This window comes from Methylobacterium sp. Leaf111 (assembly GCF_001423285.1).
In the GTDB taxonomy this organism is placed as follows: domain Bacteria; phylum Pseudomonadota; class Alphaproteobacteria; order Rhizobiales; family Beijerinckiaceae; genus Methylobacterium.
In genome coordinates, this window is record NZ_LMNE01000017.1 from 19,008 (window position 1) to 39,181 (window position 20,174).

A 20,174-nucleotide genomic window follows, 5' to 3' on the forward strand; every position below is an offset into this window, starting at 1 on the left:
AAGGTCCTGTCCAGTCTGCCAGGACCATGCCAACCGAACGCTTGTGCCAAAGCGTTGTATTTGAACGATATTCTCTGGCAATACCGGCGCCGGCCGGGCAAAGGTCCCGGACGCTTCATGCCGACCCGGCACGTTCTGCCGGGTCATTTACGACCGGTTAACCACGCTTGCCGGATTCTGCCGGCGCCGGGCGGACCATCGCCCCGATCGGTCTCACCTCATGCGCGTCGACACCCGCTTCGTCACTGCCAGCACCGGCCCGAGCGCGGCACCGCGCCGGAGCGAGGGCGCGCCCGCCTTCGCCGTCGCCAACCCGGCGACGAACGCGGGCGGGCCGGGCGCCACCGCCGCGGCATCGCTCGCCGGCCTCGATGCCATCCTCACGCTTCAGAGCAACACCGATACGCCGGAGGAGCGCCGGCGCCGGTCGACCCAGCGTGGCAACGACCTGCTCGATGGGCTCGACCGGCTGAAGGCCTCCCTGATCATGGGCCGCGTCTCGACGCGCGATCTACAGGCCATCGCGGCCCGCCTGTCGGAGCGCAGCGGCACCAGCGGCGACCCCCGTCTCGATGGATTGATCGCCGAGATCGAGCTGCGGGCCGCGGTCGAACTCGCCAAGCTGTCCGCCGCCCGCGCCGCCTGAGGCGCGGGGGCCGGAGCCGACCTCAGGCCCTCGTCTTCTTGGCGCGCGGCGTGTCGTCCGATCCGGCGGCGACTTCGCTGCCCTCGGTGTTGATCCGCTCGGCGATCTGGCTCAGCAGGGCGTCGGTCTTCTTCTCCTCCTCGAGGGTCTGTTCCAGGAGCTTGGCGGCATCCTCGTAGCCAAGCTGGCGTGCCCAGGTCTTCAGGGTGCCGTAGCGGGCGATCTCGTAATGCTCGACGGCCTGGGCACAGGCAGCCAGCACCGCATCGGCGGCTGGGCTATCGCCGAAATCCTCGAGATCCTCCTCCATCTCGGAGGTAATGCCCTGCATCGCCTCGCAGGTCTTGGCGCGGGCCGGCTTGCCAATGATCTCGAAGACCTGCTGGAGCCGCTCCACCTGCTCGGCACTCTCCTCCGCGTGAGTCTCGAACGCGCTGCGAAGCTCCGCGTGCTCGGCCGCCTTGGCGGACTTCTTCAGGGCTCGGACGGATTGCTTCTCGGCGTAGTAGACGTCCTTGAGGGTCTCGTAGAACGCGTCGTGCAGGGTTTTGGCCTTGGCTGCCATGGGGCGATCTCCGAAGTCGTGACGGTGGAAAAGGATGCGATCACCAGCGGAGTCAGGGCCGAGAAACCGGAAGGGTCCCGCAAGCGTCGCCATGGGAGAACCACACCCGCCGAGGCCAGTTCCCCTGGGATTTTTCTTCAATTTCTCGCTTTGCCTGCAGTGTCTTAGGATAGAATTGCCTGGTAGCACCGAAAATTATCGTTTCCTTGAGGACACCTTCCTGGCCCTGAGAACGAGAGAAGCCAGCAATAGCTTTGCGCATGGGCCCGTGCGACCCCGACGGGACGGCGTCGCCCGCGTTCTCCGCCGGACCGCCCCGGCCTGTCGGCAGGTGCAGGTCCGGTCCTGATCCCTCGCCACTGAGACCTGCATTTTAACGCAGGACAGATTCTAGGTGACAAAGCGCAGCCGCTGTTGCAACGCACAGCCTCCGGTGGCGTGTTTGCAGCCGTTGCGTGTTTGCCGCAGCGCGCAAAACATCCGAGAGGATTGCGGTGTGCGGTAACCACGATGCGTTGTCGTGGCCTGCACCCTGCATTATAGCCACGCAAAACGATCGCCGCGGACCGGCTGCAAGAGGCGCGAATGGCGAAGGTCACGATTGAGGACGGGTACGTACCGAGTGAGAGCGAGCCGTTCATGAATGATCGGCAGCGGGAGTATTTCCGTCGCAAACTGCTCGGCTGGAAGTCCGATATTCTACGTGAGGCCCAAGATACGCTGGTCGCGTTACAGACCGAGAACGAAAATCATCCCGATTTGGCGGATCGTGCCTCGTCCGAGACGGACCGGGCCATCGAGTTGCGAGCGCGGGACCGGCAACGCAAGCTCACCGGCAAGATCGACGCCGCCCTGGCGCGGCTGGAGGACGGTTCCTACGGCTATTGCGAGGAGACCGGCGAGCCGATCTCGCTGAAGCGCCTGGATGCCCGCCCCATCGCGACGCTGTCGCTCGAGGCGCAGGAGCGTCACGAGCGACGCGAGCGCGTCTACCGGGACGACTGAGCGGGCTGGTCGCGGGCGGACCGCGATCCAAACCGTTCTCCGAGAGGGACGAACGGGCTCCGACGGGGCTCAGAACGGCAGGAGCACGTCGACCAGCTGCTGACCGTAGCGCGGCTGCTGCACATCGGTGATCTGGCCGCGTCCGCCATAGGCGATCCGGGCCTGGGCGATCTTGCTCGAATCGATGGTGTTGTCGGACTCGATGTCCTCGGGCCGGACCACGCCCGCGACGATGAGTTCGCGGACCTCGAAGTTGATGCGGATCTCCTGCTTGCCCTCCACCACGAGGTTTCCATTGGGCAGGACCTGCGTGACGATGGCCGCGACGCTGGTGGTGACGGTCTCGTTGCGCTGAACCGAACCGGCACCGTCGCTCGATGTGGTCGAGGTGGCGTTGATGAGCTTGTCGGGGCTGATCCCGGCCGCCGTCACCCCCTTGCTGCTCTCCAGGCCGAAGGCGTTGGGCAGGCCGAAACCCTCGGCGTTCGAGCGCGAGCGCTTGGTCTCGTTGTTCAGGTTCGCCTTATCGGTGACATTGACCTTCACGGTGACGAGGTCGCCGATTCGGGCGGCCCGCTGGTCCTTGAAGAAGGCGCGCGAGCCTGTCCGCCACAGGGAGTTCGGAGCGTACGAGACCGGCTGGACCTCCGGCATCGGCAGGCGCACCGGTTTGTAGCCGGCCTGGGCGGTCGGGTCCTCGATGGCCGAGAGGGCTGGCGTCGCACCGATCTGGGATAGTCGGTCCGCAGTGTTGCAGGCGCCGAGGGTCGTGCAGAGGAGCGCGACGGCGAGGGCTGGAGAGACGCGGTGGGTCATCGGGACCGAACCTTTGGCAAACCGAAAAGGGACGCGGACGGGGCGGCTCAGCGCTGAAGCGCGGGACCGTCGAGGGCGGCGCTGGCCTGGCGCACCAGGGGCGCGGGACCGACGGAAACGCGGCCGGGTCCGATCACGGTGGCGGACAGGATCTTCTTCGAGACCGGGTTGGTGACCGTGATCATGGCGCCGAGGCGGCCACCCTCGTTGGCCAGTCCCCGGAGGGAAAGATTGAGACCGGGGGAATCGAAGAGGATCGTGACGGCCTCGCCCCGGGCCACGAGGTCGGGCGGCGCGAGGTCGCCCGAGCGCAGGATCGCACCGGCACCGAGGCTGCGCTGCGCCACCTGTCCGGCGAGATCGCCGAGGGACCCCTGCGCGTCCGACGGTGTCGCTTCGCGCGGACGGCGCTCGAGGGTCAGGTCAGCCGCGTTGATCGTCTCGCCGCGATTGAGGCTGCGCCCCAGGACGGCGACCTCCCGGATCTCCATGACCTGGCCCGAGACCCGGAGGGATGCCTGGCGCTCGCCCAGGGTGATTAGGCCGGCGATCCGGCGCGAGCGCGGATCGTAGCTGAGGTCGAGGGCGACGGCCTGACCGTTCAGGTCCAGGGGCGCCAGAAGGGTCGGGGACTCGCCATCGAGGCGAATGGCGAGGTTGCGCGGATCGACGCCGTAGCCGGATTCCAGGGCGCGCTTCAGGGCGGCCTCGATCTCCGGCTGCGTCACCCGGCGGGCGGCGCGCTGGACCGAGACCTGGACCCGGCCGCCGGTCTCCACCGGGCCGAGCCCGAGACCGGCCACCGCATCGGCGATGCGACGCGCCTGGATCGTGCCGGTGGCGCCAAGGGCCGGCGCCCGGAACAGCGGACGCTGCGCCGTCTCCGCAGAGGCCCCTTCGACGAGGTCGCCGAGGGTGAGGACGTCGCCGCGGGCGGTGACGTCGCCGCGCAAGCGCAGGCTCGCCCCGGCGGGGCGGGCCTCCTGGGCCAGGACCTGGAAGGTGAGGAACGAGAAGGCCAGGACGGCCAGCAGGGTTCGGCCCACGATGGCGACGCTCAGGGTCGAGACCCGGATCGGGCGGCGGGGGGGGATCTGTCTGAGCGCATGCATGGTCAGGACCTCGATCAGCTGCGGAACATCTGGGAGGTGGTCGAGAGCATCTGGTCGGCGGCGGTCACCACCTTCGAGTTCATCTCGTAGGCGCGCTGTGCCGCGATCAGCGACGAGATCTCGGTGACGGCATTGACGTTCGCCTCCTCGAGATAGCTCTGCTGCAGGTTGCCGAACCCTTCCGAGCCCGGCAGACCGTTGATCGCCGGACCGGACCCGGCGGTCTCGATGAACAGGTTGTCGCCGATCGATTCGAGGCCGACCTTGTTGACGAAGCGGGCGAGCTGGAACTGGCCCAGGGCCTGCGGCGCGGTCTGCCCTGGCACGGTGGCCTGGACCGCTCCCTGGGCGCTGATCGTCACCGACGTGGCGTTGTTCGGCACCGTCACCCCGGGATCGACGAGGTAGCCGTCGCGGGTGACGAGCTGCCCCTGGGCCGAGAGGTCGAACGAGCCGTCGCGGGTGTAGGCCGTGCGTCCGTCCGGCAGCGTCACCCGGAACAGGCCTTCGCCGCGAATGGCGACGTCGTATTCCTTCTCGGTGCTCGTCAGCGTCCCCTGCGACATCACCCGGGCGGTCGACGTCGTCTTCACGCCCGAGCCGATGGCGAGGCCTGCGGGCAGCTGCGTATTCTGGTCGGAGGTCGAGGAGCCCGCCCGGCGCAGGTTCTGGTAGAGCAGATCCTGGAAATGCGGCTGCTGGCGCTTGTAGCCGGTGGTGCGCAGGTTCGCGATGTTGTTCGAGATGACTTGGACGTTGAGTTCCTGGGCCGCCATGCCGGTGGCGGCGGCGTAGAGGGCGCGCATCTGCTGAGATCCTTACGCGACGTCGGCGAGACGGCGAATCGCCGTGCCGCGCAGGTCGTCGAGACGCGAGATCACGCCCGAGACCATGGTGTAGGTGCGGTTCACGTCCATGAGCCGGGTCATCTCGATGACGGGCTTCACGTTCGAGCGCTCCAGGGCGCCGGCCTCCACTCTGCCGGCGAGGCCGGCGGCCTGCGGCTGTGCCGCGGAGGCGTAGAGATTCGCGCCCTCGTTGGTCAGCGCCTGGGGATTGGCAAAGGTGACGAGGCGGACGCGGCCGCGGATGCCGAGGTTGGTCGAGACCGTGCCGTCCGGGCCGATCGACACGCCGGTCTCCTGCTGGCCGATCTGGATCGGCCCCGCCTCGCCTTGCACCGGGTACCCGTCGCTGGTGACCAGCGTCCCCTGGGCGTCGGTCTCGAACGCGCCGTTGCGGGTGTAGCGATCGCCATTCGGGGTGCGCACCACCAGGAAGGCCTCGCCGCGCACCGCCACGTGGAGGGGATTGCCGGTCTGCTCGATGGGTCCTTGGGCGAGGTCCAGGGCGGTGCCCTGGTCGATCACGTAGGAGACGCGGCGGTCCGGCCTCTGAAAGGAATCCGCGCTCGCCACCGGCATCAGGTATTCTTGGAACCGGCTGTTGCGCCCCTTGAAGCCGTTGGTGGAGATGTTGGCCATGTTGTTGGCGATGACGTCCAGCTCGCGCTGGAGCGCGACCTGGCTCGAAACCCCCACGAACAATGCGTTCTGCATGACACTCTTAGCCCCGACGAGCGACGATGTCCCGACATCCGCATGGGCCGTGCCAGCTTAGGAGATCCGTATTCTATGAACATCGTCAGTATCTTAAGTAGATATGGACGACCAGGCAGCGCCTGCCGTGTCCGACCGCGCGGCAAGTCCGACCCGGCAGCTTTTGCCGCCTTAACGACGCGTTAACCTTGCTGGCCCGATACCTCTGCGAGGGTCGACATCCGAGGGTGTCGATGTCGTCGAGCGGGTCCCGCTCGCCCCACCGCGCAGTCCCGAGGTCCAGCGATGGCCAAGAAGCCGAAGAAGGCCGCCACCGAGGGTGAGGAGGGCGCGGAGGGCGAGGCCCCGAAAGGCGGCAAGAAGAAGCTCATCATCATCGGCGCGGTGGTGCTGGCGCTGGTGGGTGGCGGCGGTTTCGTCTTCCTGAAGAAGAAGGCCGGCGACGGCCACGCCGAAGCGGCCGCCGAGGTGAAGAAGCCGGTCGTGTTCCTCGATGTCCGCGAGATGATGGTCAATCTCGCCAGCGAGCCGGGCCAGGACCGGACGCGCTTCGCCAAGATCAAGGTCGCGATCGAGCTCAAGGACGCCAAGGTCGAGGGCGAGGTGAAGCCCCTGATGCCGCGCATCGAGGACGCCTTCCAGGTCTACCTGCGCGAACTGCGTGCGAGCGACCTCGCCGGGTCGGCCGGCATCTACCGCCTGCGCGAGGAATTGCTGCGCCGGGTCAACGTCGCCATCCACCCGGCCCGGGCGGAGGCGGTCCTCTTCAAGGACGTGGTGATCCAGTAGGCGCGCGCCGCCGATTGGGATGGATGAAGTTTCGCAGGTGACGAGAGTCTGATGGCCGGACCGGAAGACGAGATCGACGAGGACGACTGGGCCGCAGCCCTCATCGCCCAGAACGGCGAGGGGGGCGAAGCCTCGCTCGCCGACGAGTGGGGCGCGGCACTCGCCGAACAGGGCACCACCACCCATGCCAGCGACGTCGCCGCCGAATGGGCGACGATGATCGAGGACGGGGAGACCGACAATCTCCCCGAACTCGCCGGCAACGACCGCATCTTGAACCAGGACGAGATCGACGGCGTCCTCGGCTTCTCCCTGCGCGAGCTCTCGGCCTCGGGGGCCGGCGGCGTGCGCGCCATCGTCGATTCGGGCGTCGTCCAGTACGAACGTCTGCCGATGCTGGAAATCGTCTTCGACCGGATGATCCGGTTGTTGTCGACCAGCCTGCGCAACTTCTTCCAGGACAACGTCGAGGTGACCCTCGACAACATCACCTCGGTGCGCTTCGGCGACTACCTGAACGCGATCCCGCTGCCGACCCTGCTCGGCGTCTTCCGGGCCGATGCCTGGGAGAATTCCGGCCTCGTCACGGTGGAATCCAATCTCGCCTACTCGACCCTCGACCTGCTCCTCGGCGGCAAGCGCGGCGGCTCCTCGACCCGCCTCGACGGACGCCCCTTCACCACCATCGAAATGCAGCTCGTGCGGCGCCTGGTGGAGATCATCCTCACGGACCTCGAGCTCTCGTTCCAGCCGCTCTCGCCGGTGCGCTTCGCCATCGACCGGATCGAGACCAACCCGCGCTTTGCGACCATCACCCGGCCCGCCAACGCCGCCATCCTGATCAGCCTCAAGCTCGACATGGATGGACGCGGCGGCCTACTGCAGATCCTGTTCCCCTACGCCACCATCGAGCCGATCCGTGAACTGCTCATGCAGAGCTTCATGGGCGAGAAGCTCGGCCGCGACCACGTCTGGGAAAGCCACCTCGCCACGGAGATCTGGCAGGCCGACGCGACCATGGAGGCGGTGCTGCACGAGATGATGCTGCCCCTGAAGAAGGTGCTGTCGCTCAAGGTCGGCGATACGCTGATGTTCGACACCAAACCCTCGGACCTGATCGCGATCCGCTGCGGCGACTGGGCCCTGACCCAGGGCCGGATCGGCCGGATCGACGACAACATCGCGGTGCAGCTCACCCGGCCGCTGCGCCGGTCGCGCACCACGCTCCAGGCCTTCGAAGCCTCCATGAATAACCGCAACGACGGGTGACGCGACCAGCCATGAGCCTCCTCGTCACCCTCCTGGCCGATGGCCTCGTCGCCGTCCTGCTGGTCGCCAGCATCGTCTCCTCGATGCGCCTGAGCGGCCGCATCACCAAGCTCAAGGCCGACGAGGCGGCCCTGCGCCAGACCATCGGCGACCTCGTCATGGCGAGCTCCACCGCCGAACGGGCCATCGTCGGCCTGCGCGCCACCCTCGACGAGTGCGACCGGACCCTGGCCGACCGCCTCGGCACCGCCGAGCGCTACGCCACCGACCTCGCCGCCCACGTGGAGGCGGGTGAGACGGTGATCGCCCGCATCGCCTCCATCGTGGCCCAGGCCGCCCCGACCCGCGAGCTCGCGCGCACGGCGGCCCCGGCACCGGAGTTGCGTGACCTCGAGCGCGTGGTCCCGCCCGTCCGCGTCGCACCGCCCGCACCGTCGAGCCCCAACGGCGAGCGCCTCGGGGTCGCCGCCGCCGCCGCCCTGGCCATGTCCGAGCGCGCCCTCGGCCGCCTTCGGAGCAAGGCCGCGTGACGAAGCCGCCCCCCGGGAAACGGACCGGCAGCTTGGTCCGGTTCCGTCAGACGCGGCCACTCAAGCTGCGCCTGATTGATGCCGTGACCCTGGCGGCGGCCGGGCTCCTGGTGCTGAAGGTCGCGGCCATCGCGGTGGAGGAATCGAAGCCGCAACCGGGCGCGGCGATGCCGGAGTTCGCGCGCGTCCTCGCCAAGGCCCGCACGAATTACGAGCCCGCAGACCCGTCGACCACCGGCTCGGTGACGCCGAAGGAACCCGAGAAACCGGCTCCGGAGCCCGAGAAGCCGGCACCACGTCCACCGCCGCCGCCGGAGCCGATGCCGGCGTCCGAGCGCGCCCTCCTCGAGCGCCTCGCCGCGCGGCGCGATACTCTCAAGCAGCGCAGCGAGGCCCTCGATCTGCGCGAGCAGCTGCTCGGCACCGCCGAGCGCAAGCTGGAAGAGGGCGTCGACACGCTTAAGCAGGGTGAGGACAAGGCCGAAGGAGGCGGCTCGCAGCGCGCCGAAGCCGAGCGGGCCGCGCTGAAGAATATCGTCACGATGTACGAGACGATGAAGCCGAAGGACGCCGCGCGGGTGTTCGACCGGCTGAGCCTCGACGTCCTCGTGCCGATCGTTCTGGCGATGAATCCCCGCAAGATGGCCGAGGTGCTGGCGCTGATGCAGTCGGAGCCCGCGGAGAAGCTCACCGTGGCCCTGGCCAATCGGGCGCGCGGGCAGGCCGGCGGCCCGGCAGCCACGGTCGCGGCCGGTCTCGGCCCGAACGAACTCCCGGCGATCGACGCACCGACGCCTCCGCCCCGGCGCTGACCACCCTGACGTTTGCAGGCGGTCATCCACTGGGTTGTCCGCACCTCCATTGCGCGTTCGTCCGCGCCCGACTAGGGGCAGGCATCCCGAGCGGATGAAATCCCCACCGCGCGGGTTCGGGGAGCCAAGCACGTGCCGTCCATCAGCCTGATCCGAGTCCTCGCCGTCCTGAGCTTCGCCCTGACCGTGGCGGCTCCCGTCGCGGCACAGGACGCCGAAGCTCCGGCCGCCACCGAGGCGCCGGCCAAGCCGAAACCGCGCAAGGCCGCCCCGCCGAAGCCAGCTCCGGCGAAGCCCGCGGCGCCGATGCCGGCTGCCGCCTCCGCGCCTCCGACCACCACGGCCGGCTGGCCGACCGGTGCGAGCTCCCTCACCGAGGTCTATGGCGACTGGACCGTGACCTGCGCGAAGGCCGACGCGAAGGCGGAATGCGCGGTGATGCAGGCCCAGGGGGCCAAGGGCCGTCGCGAATTCGCCCTGGAGATCCGGACGCCCAACGATGGGCGCGCGCAGGGCTTCATCCTGATGCCGCTCGGCCTCGCCATCGAGCCCGGCATCTCGTTCAAGCTCGACGAGGCCGTCCTCGGAAAGGGCGCGCCCTATCTGTCCTGCAGCCAGGAGGGATGCCTCGTGCCCATCAGCCTGCCCACCCTGGCGACCGACACGATGAAGACCGCCAAGAACCTGCTGGTCTCCGCGACGAAGCCGGAGGCCAAAGAACCCGTCACCATCACGGTACCGCTCGAAGGATTCGCCAACGCGCTGGCGCGCGCCATCGCGCTGACGAGCTGAGCGGGACCGTGGCGCGGCCGGACCCGAGGAGCGTAGCTATGAAGAGATCGGCCCTGCCGACCCGAAGCCTGATGACCCTGATGGTGGCCGGAGCCCTGGCGGCGCCGGCATGGGCCCAGGAGGAACGGCCGCCCGAGAAGCCGCCCGGCCCCCCGCCGACGGCCGCCGAGGCAAAGGCCGAACGCCAGAAGAACAGCGCAGCCAAGCTCGCCGGCCTGCTCGCTTTCGTGGAAACCTACTGCCGCGACCTCAAACCGAATTCCGAGCGCTTGAATTCCGTCGTCGCCGGCCTCGGTGTCGCGCCCGACGATCTGGCCCAGGGTGACCTGAACCTGCGCAGCCGGGCCTATACGGAGATCTACACCAAGGACATTTCCGCCAATTGCGCGCGCGCCGCCGAGAATTTCGGCGAGACCGGCCGGACGATCCCGGGTCTGATCGCCAAACGTTAGCGGTCCGGAGAAAGCGACACCGCGTCTTAAGCGCCCGTTAGCCTCGACACGCGAGAGTGGCCGGACAGTGCGGCGTAAGGCGGATCGGCTCGGCTGCGAGTCGCTCCACCCCATGGGTTTGGCGTATCCAGCGATGGCTCTCGATGCCGGTATCGCGACACGACGGCGTCGGCTTCGGGCTGGCTTCGCCGCGATCTCGATCGTGGCCGCGGCTCTCTGCGGGGGGACGGACGCGACCGCCGCACGACTCACGGCGATCAAGGGCGCGCAGAGCGAGCGCTACGGTCGCCTCGTCCTGACCTTCGACGGCCCGGTTTCGGTCAAGGCGCGGATGTCCGGGTCCGTGCTCGTCCTCGGCTTCTCGGAGAAGGCGAGCGCCGGCCCCGAGCGGATCGCCGCCGAGATGCCGGACTACGTCACAGCCGTGCGGCGCGATCCCGACGGACTGGGCCTACGCCTTGCCCTGCAACGTCCCTACCGCGTCAACGTCCAGGAGGCGGGGGAGAAGGTGTTCGTCGATCTCCTGCCGCAGGACTGGAGCGGTCTGCCGCCGGCCCTGCCGCCGGAGGTGGTGACCGAGCTGTTCCGGCGGACCCAGGCCGCTGAGGCGGCCCTGCGGGCGGCGCGCCCCCCCGCCGAGCCGAAGACCCTGCGCCTCGAACTGGCGCATCTTCCGACGCTCACCCGCCTGAGCCTGCGTGCACCGGCGTCCGCCGCACCGCGCTTCGAGGCCGTCGGCCCGGCCATGCGCCTCGCGATTCCGGGAGCCTGGCGCATCGACGAGGTCGCCACCCGCGGGCGCCTGAAGCCGTCCATCGAGAGCCTGTCGGCCGAGAGCGACGAGACCGGCGCCCGTCTTCTCGTCACCCCTGCGGACGGCTACGAGATCCGAACCTTCAGCGACGAGGACGGCGCGACGATCGACCTCGTCCGAAAGCCTGCCGAGAAGGCCAAGCCCAGCGCGCAGGATGCGAAGGCCGGGGAGGGCGCTGGGCCCGTCGGCGAGGCCAAGACGACCGAGACTAAGACGACCGAGATTAAGACGACCGAGATCAAGGGAGTTGAGACCAGAGCGACGGAGGTGAGGGCGGCAGAACCCAAACCCGAGAAGGCACCGCAGCGGTCGCCGGGGCAGACCACGGAGACGTCCGGGGCTGCACCGGCGGCTCCCGTCGCCGCGACGGTTCAGCGGCCCAGCGGACCGGGCCTCGCGTTTCCGTTCAAGACCATGCCGCCGGCCGCTTTGTTCGAGCGCGCGGGCATCGCCAACCTGGTCTTCGAGACCGCAGAGCCGGTCGTCGTCCCCGCGGGCGATCCCATGCTCGCGCCGCTCGGTCCGCCAACGCGAACCGGTCGGATCGTGACCGTGCGCTTTCTCGTTCCGCGCGACCGGCTCCTGGACCTTGTGCCGGTCGGCCCCGCCGGGGCCCCGACCGGCTGGGAGTTGGTGGCCAGCGAGAACCTGTCTGCGAGCGACGCCCTCTCGGCGATTCGCGTCACCGATGCGGCCGGGCGGATCAGTGTCGGCGTGCGCCTCCCGAACCCCGGGGTCGCCTCCTGGCTCAGCCTCGACGGGGAGCGCATCGCCGTCGTGACGGGCCGGGGCCCGAAGCCGGCCGGAATTCCGAAACGGCAGATCTTCGTCGACTTCGAATTGCTGCCGAGCCGGCAGGGCGTCGCAGTCCTGGCGCAGGCGGACGACCTCCTCGTGCGGCCGGACCTCGACGGGGTCGCGATCAGCCGGGAAAGCGGCATGGCCGTCTCCGGCGTCGCGCGCCCCGCCGAGGCGCCCCTGATAACCCTCAGTGACCTCGCCGTGGACCGGGGTCCCTGGGAGGCCTCGCAGCGCGGCGACACCCGCGAGCTGATCCGCGACCAGCTTCAAGCGGCCGCGGAGGCACCGCGTGCCGCGCGCGGACCGCTCCGAATGGTCCTGGCGCGCACGATGCTCGCCAATCGCCTCCCCCTGGAAGCGCTCGGCGTCCTCAAGACCGCATTCGGCGACGATCCCGTCCTGGCTGGCCAGCGCGATGTTCCGATGCTGACCGTGATCGGAAACGCCCTGATCGGGCGCATGTCCGACATGCGCACGGGTCTGGCCGTCGAGATCCTCAGGAACGATCCCGAGGCGCGGCTGTGGCAGGGCTACCTCGAAGCCCTCGAAGGCCGCTGGAGCGCGGCCGATGCCTCGTTCCGCGCGACCGCGAGCGTGCTCGACCGCTACCCCGACGACCTTCAGGCCCTCCTGCGCACCGCAGTCGCCGAGGCCGCGGTCGAGACGGGAGACTGGGATGCAGCCAACCGCCAGATCGTCGCGGCCACCCGCGCAGCGGACCGCCCGACCCAGGAACGACTGGCCTTGCTGCGCGCCCGGATCGACGAGGTCACCGGCCAGACCGTGGCCGCCCTCGATGCCTACGAGCGCCTCAGCGAAAGCGGAGAGGCAGGGGTCGCCGCCTCGGCCCGCCTGAGGGCCACCGTGCTGGGGCACGCGGCGGGGAAGATCACGGTAGCGGATGCCATCGAGCGCCTGGAGCTCCTGGCCCTGTCCTGGCACGGCGGCGACCTCGAGCCGCGAACCATCTCGGCCCTGGCCAAGCTCTACGTCGAGGCGGGACGCTGGCGTCAGGCGATGATGACCGCCCGCCGCGCCGATTCTACCGGCACGGATTCACCGCTGGTGCGCGACGTGCACGACATGGCCCAGACCCTCTTCGAGGATCTCTACCTCGGTGAGCGCAGCTCCAAGCTGTCCGGAGTCGAGGCCCTGGCACTGTATTTCGACTTCAAGGAGTTCGCCCCACTGGGCCGTCGCGGCGACGAGATCGTACGGCGGCTGTCGGATCGCCTCGTGGAGTTGGACCTCCTCGATTCTGCGGGCGAACTGCTGCAGCATCAGGTCGACCATCGCCTGACGGGGCCCAGCCGTGCGGGCACGGCGGCGCGACTCGCGGCCATCCGGCTCATGGACGAGAAGCCCCTCCAGGCCCTCCAGACCCTGGACGCCACCTACCTGCCCGAACTCCCCGAGGATCTGCGCCGGGCGCGGGCGCTGCTGCGGGCGCGCGCCCTGTCCGACCTGTCCCGCACCGACCTCGCTCTCGAGACCATCGAGGGCGAGACGGGGCCGGATGCCGAGCGCCTCAGGGCGGACATCCTCTGGACCGGCCGGCGCTGGCGCGACGCCGGGGAGGCGCACGAGGCACTGGTCGGCGATGCCTGGCGCCGCCGCGTGCCCCTCGACGACGACGCCCGCACGGACATCCTGCGCGCGGCGATCGCCTACGGGCTCGCTGGCGAGACCCTTGGCCTCGAGCGCCTCCGGGCGAAATTTGCGGGTCCGATGGCCGAGAGCGTCGATGCCCGCACTTTCGCCCTTCTCACCCAAGCCAACGCCGTCCGCACCGCGGGCTTCCGCGAAATCGCGCAGAAGGCCACCAGTGCCGAAACGCTCCAGGCGTTCCTCTCGGAATACCGCAAGCGCTATCCCGAGAGCGCCGTGCCGGCGCCGGGCAAGCGCGAGACGGATGCGCGGGCCGACGCCCAGGCGAGTGCGACCCCGCCCGGCTGAGCGGGGACGACGTCACGCCGGACATGCGGCGTAAAAGCCTGATGCGATTCGCCGAATTCTGTCGGGCCCAGCGCAACAAACGCGCCGCGGCGACGTTCTGCCTCCAATCCCAATCACCCGTGCGGCTTACGTTCCAGCCCGGCACAGCAGAGGCCTTCCCATGCTCACGGAACCGCTCGACACCACGACCGGAAAGACCCACCTCGACATCTTCGACACCCAGCAGCGCAGCGCGATGGCCACGCGCCTCGGCGTGTCGGAAGATCGCCTGAAGCGCGCCGTGCGCCTCGTCGGCAACCGCATCTCGACCCTGAAGAGCTACCTCGAGCGCTGATCGCGCGAATCGGCATGTGACGATAGGGAAGGGCGCTCTCGGGCGCCCTTTTTCGTGCGCGGCCACCGGCTCACGCGGCCCTTCAGGTCCCGTAGCTCTGCACCAGCGAGCCCGCCACCAGGGTCCAGCCGTCGACGAGGACGAAGAAGATCAGCTTGAACGGCAACGCCACGGTCGCCGGTGGCACCATCATCATGCCAACGGCCATGAGGATCGAGGCGACGACGAGGTCGATGATCAGGAAGGGGATGAACAGCAGGAAGCCGATTTCGAAGGCACGGCGCAGCTCTGAGATCATGAAGGCCGGCGTCACCACTTCGAGGCCGACGGCTTCGGGACCGGCCGGGATGGGAGCCTTCGCCATATCCAGGAAGAGCTTGAGATCCTTCTCGCGGACGTTCTTCAGCATGAAGGTCTTGAAGGGTGCGGAGGCGCGCTCGAAGGCGACGCTCTGCGTGATCTGCCCGGCGATCAGCGGCTCGATGCCATTGCGATAGGCTTCGCGCCCGACCGGTGCCATCACGAAGGCGGTCAGGAACAGCGCCAGGCTGGTGACCACCGCGTTCGGCGGGGCGCTCTGGGTCCCCAGCGCCGAGCGCAGAATCGACAGCACCACCACGATCCGGGTGAAGGACGTGGCCATCACCAGCACCGAGGGCGCCAGTGCGAGGACGGTGAGAAGCGCGACGAGCTGGAGGGCCCGTTCGGTCACCCCGCCGGTGCCGAGATCGACCGAAAGGCTCTGGGCCTGCACCGCCGTCGCGGCACAGGCCAGCCCCAGGCCGATCGAGACCGGTAGGCGCAAGCGTCTCAGGGGGAAGGAGCGGGGGTCGGTCATACCGGTTCCGGGCGATGCGACGCGACGCGGCCGCGCGCCCCTCTTAGCATTCGCGCCCCGGGCCGCATCCCCGTGCGAGGCCATGCGAACTCGGCCCCGGCAGGGTGTGCGGGTCGGGCGCGGAGCGCCCCCGGATCCGTCTACTGCTTGCGATCCAGAGGGCGGCCGAGCAGCCGCGCGAACTCCGCCTCGATCTCTTCCACGGAGAATGGATTGGGGCTGGCTGGCGCCTTCGCGGGCGCAGGAGCGGGAGCGGGAGCGGGAGCGGGAGGCGGCGGGGTTGGCGCTGCGGTGGGTGGCGATTCGATCACCGCCGGGGGAGCGGCGTCTTCGACCTCCGGCGCGTCGGCGACCGCCGCGTGGATCACGGGGTCCGGCTCGATCGGAGCAGGCTGAAGCGGAGCGGGCGGCTCCACCGGCACGGCCTCGAGCTCTGGCTCCTCGATACGATCGGCGAAGAGCGCGTCGTCGACGGCAGGCCGCGGTTCGACGGCGATCCGCTCGTCCGATACCGACGCCTCAGCGGTGGCCGCCATCGCGGCGGCGATGGGATCGATGCCGGACGCCTCGGCGACCGGGACCCGGTTCACCTCCGGCTGGGGTTCGGGGCGCGCTTCCGGGGCGTCAGGCCTGTCTTCGGGCATCGCAGGCGCGACGGCCTCAGCCACGGGGCTCTGCATGGGCATGGCGGGACGGACCGCCGCCGAGGGTCTGCGCAGGGCCTCCTCCAGCTGGCGTGCCATGTCGGAGAGAATCGCGGCATCGACGCCGCGGGCTGTGGGTGCCGAGACGGGAGGCGCCGGTGCGGCGACCGCCTCCGCGGGCGTGTCGCGACCGGTTTCGGGCTCGGATCCCCGCTCCGGCAGGCCGACGCGGTCCGCGATCGCGGCAGGAACGAAGTTCGCCAAGGAGGGCGGCGTCCGGCGCATGACGCGCGCAATCTGGGAGTCGCGCTGTCGCGGCGCAGCCGGCTCCGGGGCTGGGACGCCCGGCATCGGCTCTAGAGCAGCCGCACGCGGGCGATCGCCCAGGGGTGGGGCCACCTCGTAATCCGCGCCGGGGGACGGCACCGCCATCTCGAAGACCGGCTCACGATAGGGAGCAACGGGCGGAACGGATGGCGCCAGGCTCGGGACCGGAGCCTGCTCGGATACCGGCGGTTCCGGCATCGTCTTCAGCACCGGCTCGGGAGCCTCTTCGAAGGCGGTCTCATCGGACGCCATCCGGGCGCTCATGCCGCGCAGGATGTTGCGCTCGATCACGACGTCGTTGGGGCCGCCCACGAGAAGCAGATGCTCGACGTTGTCGCGCCGCAGCAGGATCAGCTGGCGCTGACGGTCGAGCTCATAGATGTCGACGATGCCGAGGCGCGGCTGGCGGCCGCGGGGAGAATTCTTGCCGGAGAGGGGCGATCCCTTCCCGCCGAGTCGCCGGATCAGGAAGACGCCCGCCGCAAGGATGAGGAAGATGACGACGAAGATGATGGCGAACTGGAGGGGAAACGAGCCATCCGAGCTGAAGAACGATGACAAGACCGGGGTCTCTCGCTTTTGGGGCTCGTGGCCCGACGCAACACTGGAAAACCCAGTATCATGTTCGGCGCCAGCGCGGGCAACAACGTTAAGACTTCGTTAACAGCTCCTTTGGCCAAGACAAATTCGGCAATGTCTTGAAGGACTTGCGGTTCGTTGAGGACGCCCCGCCGCCCGATCCGATCACGGAGCGGCGGGGCGTGCCGCGTCTCCCCGGCGAAGCCGATACGCAACGCGGCCTGGAATGACAGTGCCCCGCCCGCGGTTAGCGGCGCATCAAGCGGTCGTCTGCCGCTCGTCTCGAAACGGGACCCGCCAGCGGTCCTGGCGCGTTGGATGGGCGGCACAGCCGGAGGTGGTTCGACGTGGCATCCGTGGAAGATCAGCATCAAGCGCATCTGCGCGACGCGGTCGCGTTGGCCCGCGACAACGTTCTCCGGGGCGGGCGCCCCTACGGCGCCGTGATCGTACGCGATGGCGATGTGCTGTCGCGGGCCGTCAACACCATCGCGATCACCCAGGATCCCACCGACCACGCCGAGATGGTGGCGATCCGGGAAGTGAGCCGTCGGCTCGGGCGCCCGAAGCTCGACGGCTGCATCGTCTATGCCAGCGGTCGCCCCTGCCCGATGTGCCATGCGGCCATGCGCTTGGCCGGCATCAAACAGGCCTACTTCGCCTACAGCGCGGAGGAGGGCGAGCGCCACGGACTCCTCGGCGCCGGTATCTATGCCGAACTCTGCCAGCCCCTGGGCGATCAACCGATGCGCGTGGAGCACCTCCCCGTGGCGGTGGAGGACCATCCCTACGTGCTCTGGCGCGAGCGGCAGGGCGCCTCCGAGACGGGTTGAGGCGATGACCGTTCCGCGTTGGATCCCCTTCCTCGCCGCCGGCCTCTTCCTCGCGGCCGCCATCACCCTCGGCGTTCTCTGGAGCCGCGGCGCCCTCCGCCATCCCAGCGAGGATGCCCGGTCGGCCGGTCCGCCAGCGGCTTGTGCGCCCCTCAATCCCAGCGGGCCGCCGCCCGCGGAATGCCCACAAGCGAAACCACCTACGCAGAGAACGCCCTGAGGTCTGTTCCTACTTCGAGCGAGACGCCCGGGGTTTAACCGGGCGTTAACCATGGGGGCGGCAGATTTTGCCGGTCCCACCGGGCAGATTCTTCCGGGTGAGGGGAGGGTCTCGCCCATGTCCGTCACCGACCTGCCCATTCTCGGCATGCTGCGCACGCGGATGCAGTGGCACCAGACGCGCCAGAAGCTCCTGGCCGAGAACGTGGCGAATGCCGACCTGCCCGGCTTCAAGCCGCGGGATCTCGCCAGCCCCGACCTCGGACGATCCGGTCCCGTCATGTCGCAGCCGCAGGGCGCCACCACGAGCAGCAGCCTCGCGGTGACCAACGTGTCCCACATCGCCCCGGGTGGAGGCCCGGACGGTCCCGGAGCCGACCCGCGCCGCGTGAAGGACTTCGAGATCCGTCCCAACGGCAACGGCGTCAATCTCGAAGAGGAAATGATGAAGGCTGGCGACAACCAGGCGGATTATCAGATGGCCGCCTCGCTCTACCAGAAGAGCCTCGACACCATCAAAATCGCCATCGGCAAGCGCTGAGCGGCCATCCAACGCCTGACGGAGCGCGCCATGGACTTCCTGAAATCCCTCACCACCGCCGCCTCGGGCCTGAAGGCCCAGTCGAGCCGGATGCGAATCATCGCCGAGAACATCGCCAACGCGGATTCCGCGCCGAGCGCCGTCGGCGGCCAGCCCTATCGCCGCAAGATCCCGACCTTCACCCAGCAGGTCGACCGCGAGACCGGCGCGTCGCTGATCGAGGCGGGGCGGGTGCGCCGCGATACCTCGCCGTTCCGGACCAAGTACGATCCGGGCAATCCGAGCGCCAACGCCAGGGGCGAGGTGGCGATGCCCAACGTCAACGGCCTGATCGAGAACATGGACATGCGCGAGGCCCAGCGCTCCTACGAGGCCAACCTCAACATGGTCACGGCAACCCGCCGCATGGTCGCCAAGACCCTCGAGATCCTCAAGGCCTGATCGCCGCTTCCGCTGCCTGAAAGTCCGCCGCCATGACCAGCAACGCCTTCGCCGCCGGCGCCTACGCGGCGATCCAGAACATCGGCGCCAAGGGTTCGCCGAAGATCGCGCCGGCCACCGGCGCGTCGGGCTCCAACTTCACATCGCTCCTGACGTCCAGCCTGGACAGCGTCGGCGAGGCGGGACGCAAAGCCGACAGCCAGGCGCTCGCCGTGGCGGGCGGCAAGGCGAACGTCGTCGACGTGGTAACGGCGGTGGCCGAGAGCGAGACCGCCCTCCAGACCCTCGTCGCCGTCCGAGACCGGGTGATCTCCGCCTACGAGGAAATCATGCGGATGCAGATCTAGGCGTCCACGGACCGTCGATCCCGAAACCGCGGCCAACCGCTTTGCCTCCGCTCTCCCAAGACTTCCGCCAAGACGCGAGATGACATCCCCTCCATGACCGGTCTCGCCATCATCGACGTCGCCCGCGACGGCATCTTCGTGTTCCTCAAGGTGGCGGGACCGGTCATGCTGGTCGCCCTCGTGGTGGGCCTCGTGATCTCCCTGTTCCAGGCCCTGACGCAGATCCAGGAGCAGACCCTGATCTACGTCCCCAAGATCGTGGCCGTGTTCGCGACGCTCCTGCTGATGCTGCCGTTCATGGGCGAAGCCCTCGGCAGCTACATGACCCGGATCGCGGCCCGCATCGTGTCCGGCGGCTGAAGCCTGCTATGACGGGCCATGAACCTCCTCCTGCCGGGCATCGCGGCGGCCTTCCTCCTCACCTTCGCCCGGATCGGCACCCTGGTGATGCTGATGCCGGGCGTTGGCGAGCAGCTGGTCTCGCCGCGGCTGCGCCTCGCCTTCGCGCTGCTGCTCACCCTGATCCTGTTTCCGACGGTGCGGCCGCTCCTGCCGATGCAGGGCGGAGCCATCGCGGGTCCGGGTCTGATCGCGCTGCTCATCGGCGAGTTGCTGGTCGGTCTGGTGCTCGGCCTCACGGTGCGGATGGTTCTCGCCGCCCTGCAGACCGCCGGCATGATCGTCTCGCAGCAACTCGGGCTGTCCTACGCCATGACGGTGGACCCGACGCAGGGCGGGCAGCAGACCGCGATCGGCAATTTCCTGGCGCTCCTCGGCATCACCCTGATCGTGGCGACCGACCTGCACCACGTCGCCCTCGAGGCGATCGGGCGCAGCTACGTCCTGCTCCCGCCGGATGGCGTCCCGGGCATGGGCGAGGCGGCGAGCCTCGCGTTGAAGGCCATCGCGCGGGGCTTCTCGCTCGGCGTGCAGATCTCGGCCCCGTTCATCGCCTTCGGCATTCTGTTCAACGTGGGGCTCGGCGTGCTGGCGCGCCTGATGCCGCAGATGCAGGTGTTCTTCGTGGCCGTTCCGGCCTCGGTCCTCATCGGGATGCTGCTGCTGCTGGGCAGCCTCGGCGTGATGATGAGCGTCTTCCTCGACGATATCGGGCACTACCTGGCGGAGCTCGCCGGGCGCTGAGCCCCCGCGC

General features: G+C 69.1%; 24 protein-coding genes. 17 read left to right on the forward strand and 7 right to left on the reverse strand.

Annotation, left to right across the window (positions count from 1 at the left end):
• Positions 1-220 precede the first annotated feature (220 nt).
• Positions 221-646, forward strand: coding sequence for a flagellar assembly protein FliX (locus ASF41_RS11785; RefSeq protein WP_056215912.1), 426 nt, complete (start codon positions 221-223; stop codon positions 644-646).
• Positions 647-668: 22 nt separating this feature from the next.
• Here the strand turns inward: ASF41_RS11785 and ASF41_RS11790 are convergent, their stop codons facing one another.
• Positions 669-1,211, reverse strand: a complete 543-nt coding sequence (locus tag ASF41_RS11790; protein ID WP_056493451.1) for a ferritin-like domain-containing protein — start codon at positions 1,209-1,211, stop codon at positions 669-671.
• 585 nt (positions 1,212-1,796) lie between these two features.
• Here ASF41_RS11790 and dksA point away from each other — a divergent pair.
• Positions 1,797-2,216 carry an RNA polymerase-binding protein DksA gene (dksA, locus tag ASF41_RS11795; protein WP_055951344.1) on the forward strand — a complete coding sequence of 140 codons (420 nt, stop codon included), beginning with the start codon at positions 1,797-1,799 and terminating at the stop codon, positions 2,214-2,216.
• Positions 2,217-2,285: 69 nt separating this feature from the next.
• On the opposite strand, the gene flgH is transcribed toward dksA, so the two are convergent.
• Genes flgH through flgF form a run of 4 tightly spaced genes read right to left on the reverse strand, consistent with a single transcriptional unit; the run spans position 2,286 to position 5,703 of the window.
• The gene (gene flgH, locus ASF41_RS11800) at positions 2,286-3,032 is read right to left on the reverse strand and encodes a flagellar basal body L-ring protein FlgH (RefSeq protein ID WP_056215907.1); all 747 of its coding nucleotides are present in this window, start codon (positions 3,030-3,032) and stop codon (positions 2,286-2,288) included.
• Between the two features lie 47 nt (positions 3,033-3,079).
• Positions 3,080-4,144 carry a flagellar basal body P-ring formation chaperone FlgA gene (gene flgA, locus ASF41_RS11805; protein ID WP_056380025.1) on the reverse strand — a complete coding sequence of 355 codons (1,065 nt, stop codon included), beginning with the start codon at positions 4,142-4,144 and terminating at the stop codon, positions 3,080-3,082.
• A 14-nt stretch (positions 4,145-4,158) separates the two neighbouring features.
• A complete protein-coding gene (gene flgG, locus ASF41_RS11810) occupies positions 4,159-4,950 on the reverse strand; it encodes a flagellar basal-body rod protein FlgG (RefSeq protein ID WP_055951334.1) in 792 nt (263 codons plus the stop codon).
• Positions 4,951-4,962: 12 nt separating this feature from the next.
• The gene (gene flgF / locus ASF41_RS11815) at positions 4,963-5,703 is read right to left on the reverse strand and encodes a flagellar basal-body rod protein FlgF (RefSeq protein WP_056215900.1); all 741 of its coding nucleotides are present in this window, start codon (positions 5,701-5,703) and stop codon (positions 4,963-4,965) included.
• 285 nt (positions 5,704-5,988) lie between these two features.
• On the opposite strand from flgF, the gene fliL reads away from it, so the two are divergent.
• The 8 genes from fliL to ASF41_RS23725 all read left to right on the forward strand — a co-directional run bounded on the left by fliL (position 5,989) and on the right by ASF41_RS23725 (position 14,252).
• Complete coding sequence (gene fliL, locus ASF41_RS11820; protein ID WP_056355571.1) at positions 5,989-6,492, forward strand: flagellar basal body-associated protein FliL; 504 nt, start codon at positions 5,989-5,991, stop codon at positions 6,490-6,492.
• A gap of 51 nt (positions 6,493-6,543) precedes the next feature.
• The gene (gene fliM, locus ASF41_RS11825; RefSeq protein ID WP_056215891.1) at positions 6,544-7,761 is read left to right on the forward strand and encodes a flagellar motor switch protein FliM; all 1,218 of its coding nucleotides are present in this window, start codon (positions 6,544-6,546) and stop codon (positions 7,759-7,761) included.
• An 11-nt stretch (positions 7,762-7,772) separates the two neighbouring features.
• Entirely contained in the window at positions 7,773-8,291 is a 519-nt protein-coding gene (locus ASF41_RS11830) for a DUF6468 domain-containing protein (protein WP_056493454.1), read from the forward strand.
• Positions 8,288-9,103, forward strand: coding sequence for a MotE family protein (locus ASF41_RS11835; protein ID WP_407067275.1), 816 nt, complete (start codon positions 8,288-8,290; stop codon positions 9,101-9,103). The genes ASF41_RS11830 and ASF41_RS11835 overlap by 4 nt, the downstream gene beginning before the upstream one ends.
• Before the next feature lie 132 nt (positions 9,104-9,235).
• Positions 9,236-9,895 (forward strand): invasion associated locus B family protein, encoded by a 660-nt coding sequence (locus ASF41_RS11840; protein WP_056274061.1) that lies wholly within the window; start codon positions 9,236-9,238, stop codon positions 9,893-9,895.
• A gap of 38 nt (positions 9,896-9,933) precedes the next feature.
• Positions 9,934-10,347: a hypothetical protein gene (locus tag ASF41_RS11845; protein WP_056274063.1), complete on the forward strand. Its 414-nt coding sequence runs from the start codon at positions 9,934-9,936 to the stop codon at positions 10,345-10,347.
• A 133-nt stretch (positions 10,348-10,480) separates the two neighbouring features.
• Positions 10,481-13,918, forward strand: coding sequence for a hypothetical protein (locus tag ASF41_RS11850; RefSeq protein ID WP_056493460.1), 3,438 nt, complete (start codon positions 10,481-10,483; stop codon positions 13,916-13,918).
• A gap of 160 nt (positions 13,919-14,078) precedes the next feature.
• A complete protein-coding gene (locus ASF41_RS23725; protein WP_082487900.1) occupies positions 14,079-14,252 on the forward strand; it encodes a DUF3606 domain-containing protein in 174 nt (57 codons plus the stop codon).
• An 82-nt stretch (positions 14,253-14,334) separates the two neighbouring features.
• On the opposite strand, the gene fliP is transcribed toward ASF41_RS23725, so the two are convergent.
• Together fliP and ASF41_RS11860 are read right to left on the reverse strand one after the other, a co-directional pair.
• Positions 14,335-15,090, reverse strand: a complete 756-nt coding sequence (gene fliP, locus ASF41_RS11855; RefSeq protein WP_056274069.1) for a flagellar type III secretion system pore protein FliP — start codon at positions 15,088-15,090, stop codon at positions 14,335-14,337.
• A 140-nt stretch (positions 15,091-15,230) separates the two neighbouring features.
• A complete protein-coding gene (locus ASF41_RS11860; protein ID WP_244479634.1) occupies positions 15,231-16,373 on the reverse strand; it encodes a hypothetical protein in 1,143 nt (380 codons plus the stop codon).
• 9 nt (positions 16,374-16,382) lie between these two features.
• Here ASF41_RS11860 and ASF41_RS26075 point away from each other — a divergent pair, with 9 nt between their 5' ends.
• The 7 genes from ASF41_RS26075 to fliR all read left to right on the forward strand — a co-directional run bounded on the left by ASF41_RS26075 (position 16,383) and on the right by fliR (position 20,164).
• Entirely contained in the window at positions 16,383-16,619 is a 237-nt protein-coding gene (locus ASF41_RS26075; protein WP_244479635.1) for a hypothetical protein, read from the forward strand.
• A gap of 368 nt (positions 16,620-16,987) precedes the next feature.
• A complete protein-coding gene (locus tag ASF41_RS11865; protein ID WP_244479636.1) occupies positions 16,988-17,473 on the forward strand; it encodes a nucleoside deaminase in 486 nt (161 codons plus the stop codon).
• A gap of 337 nt (positions 17,474-17,810) precedes the next feature.
• The gene (flgB, locus tag ASF41_RS11870; RefSeq protein ID WP_056493466.1) at positions 17,811-18,233 is read left to right on the forward strand and encodes a flagellar basal body rod protein FlgB; all 423 of its coding nucleotides are present in this window, start codon (positions 17,811-17,813) and stop codon (positions 18,231-18,233) included.
• A gap of 30 nt (positions 18,234-18,263) precedes the next feature.
• Positions 18,264-18,674 carry a flagellar basal body rod protein FlgC gene (gene flgC / locus ASF41_RS11875; RefSeq protein ID WP_056215858.1) on the forward strand — a complete coding sequence of 137 codons (411 nt, stop codon included), beginning with the start codon at positions 18,264-18,266 and terminating at the stop codon, positions 18,672-18,674.
• Between the two features lie 32 nt (positions 18,675-18,706).
• Positions 18,707-19,021, forward strand: coding sequence for a flagellar hook-basal body complex protein FliE (gene fliE / locus ASF41_RS11880; RefSeq protein WP_056215853.1), 315 nt, complete (start codon positions 18,707-18,709; stop codon positions 19,019-19,021).
• 93 nt (positions 19,022-19,114) lie between these two features.
• Complete coding sequence (gene fliQ, locus ASF41_RS11885; RefSeq protein ID WP_056215843.1) at positions 19,115-19,381, forward strand: flagellar biosynthesis protein FliQ; 267 nt, start codon at positions 19,115-19,117, stop codon at positions 19,379-19,381.
• An 18-nt stretch (positions 19,382-19,399) separates the two neighbouring features.
• Positions 19,400-20,164, forward strand: a complete 765-nt coding sequence (gene fliR, locus ASF41_RS11890; protein WP_056493468.1) for a flagellar biosynthetic protein FliR — start codon at positions 19,400-19,402, stop codon at positions 20,162-20,164.
• Positions 20,165-20,174 lie beyond the last annotated feature (10 nt).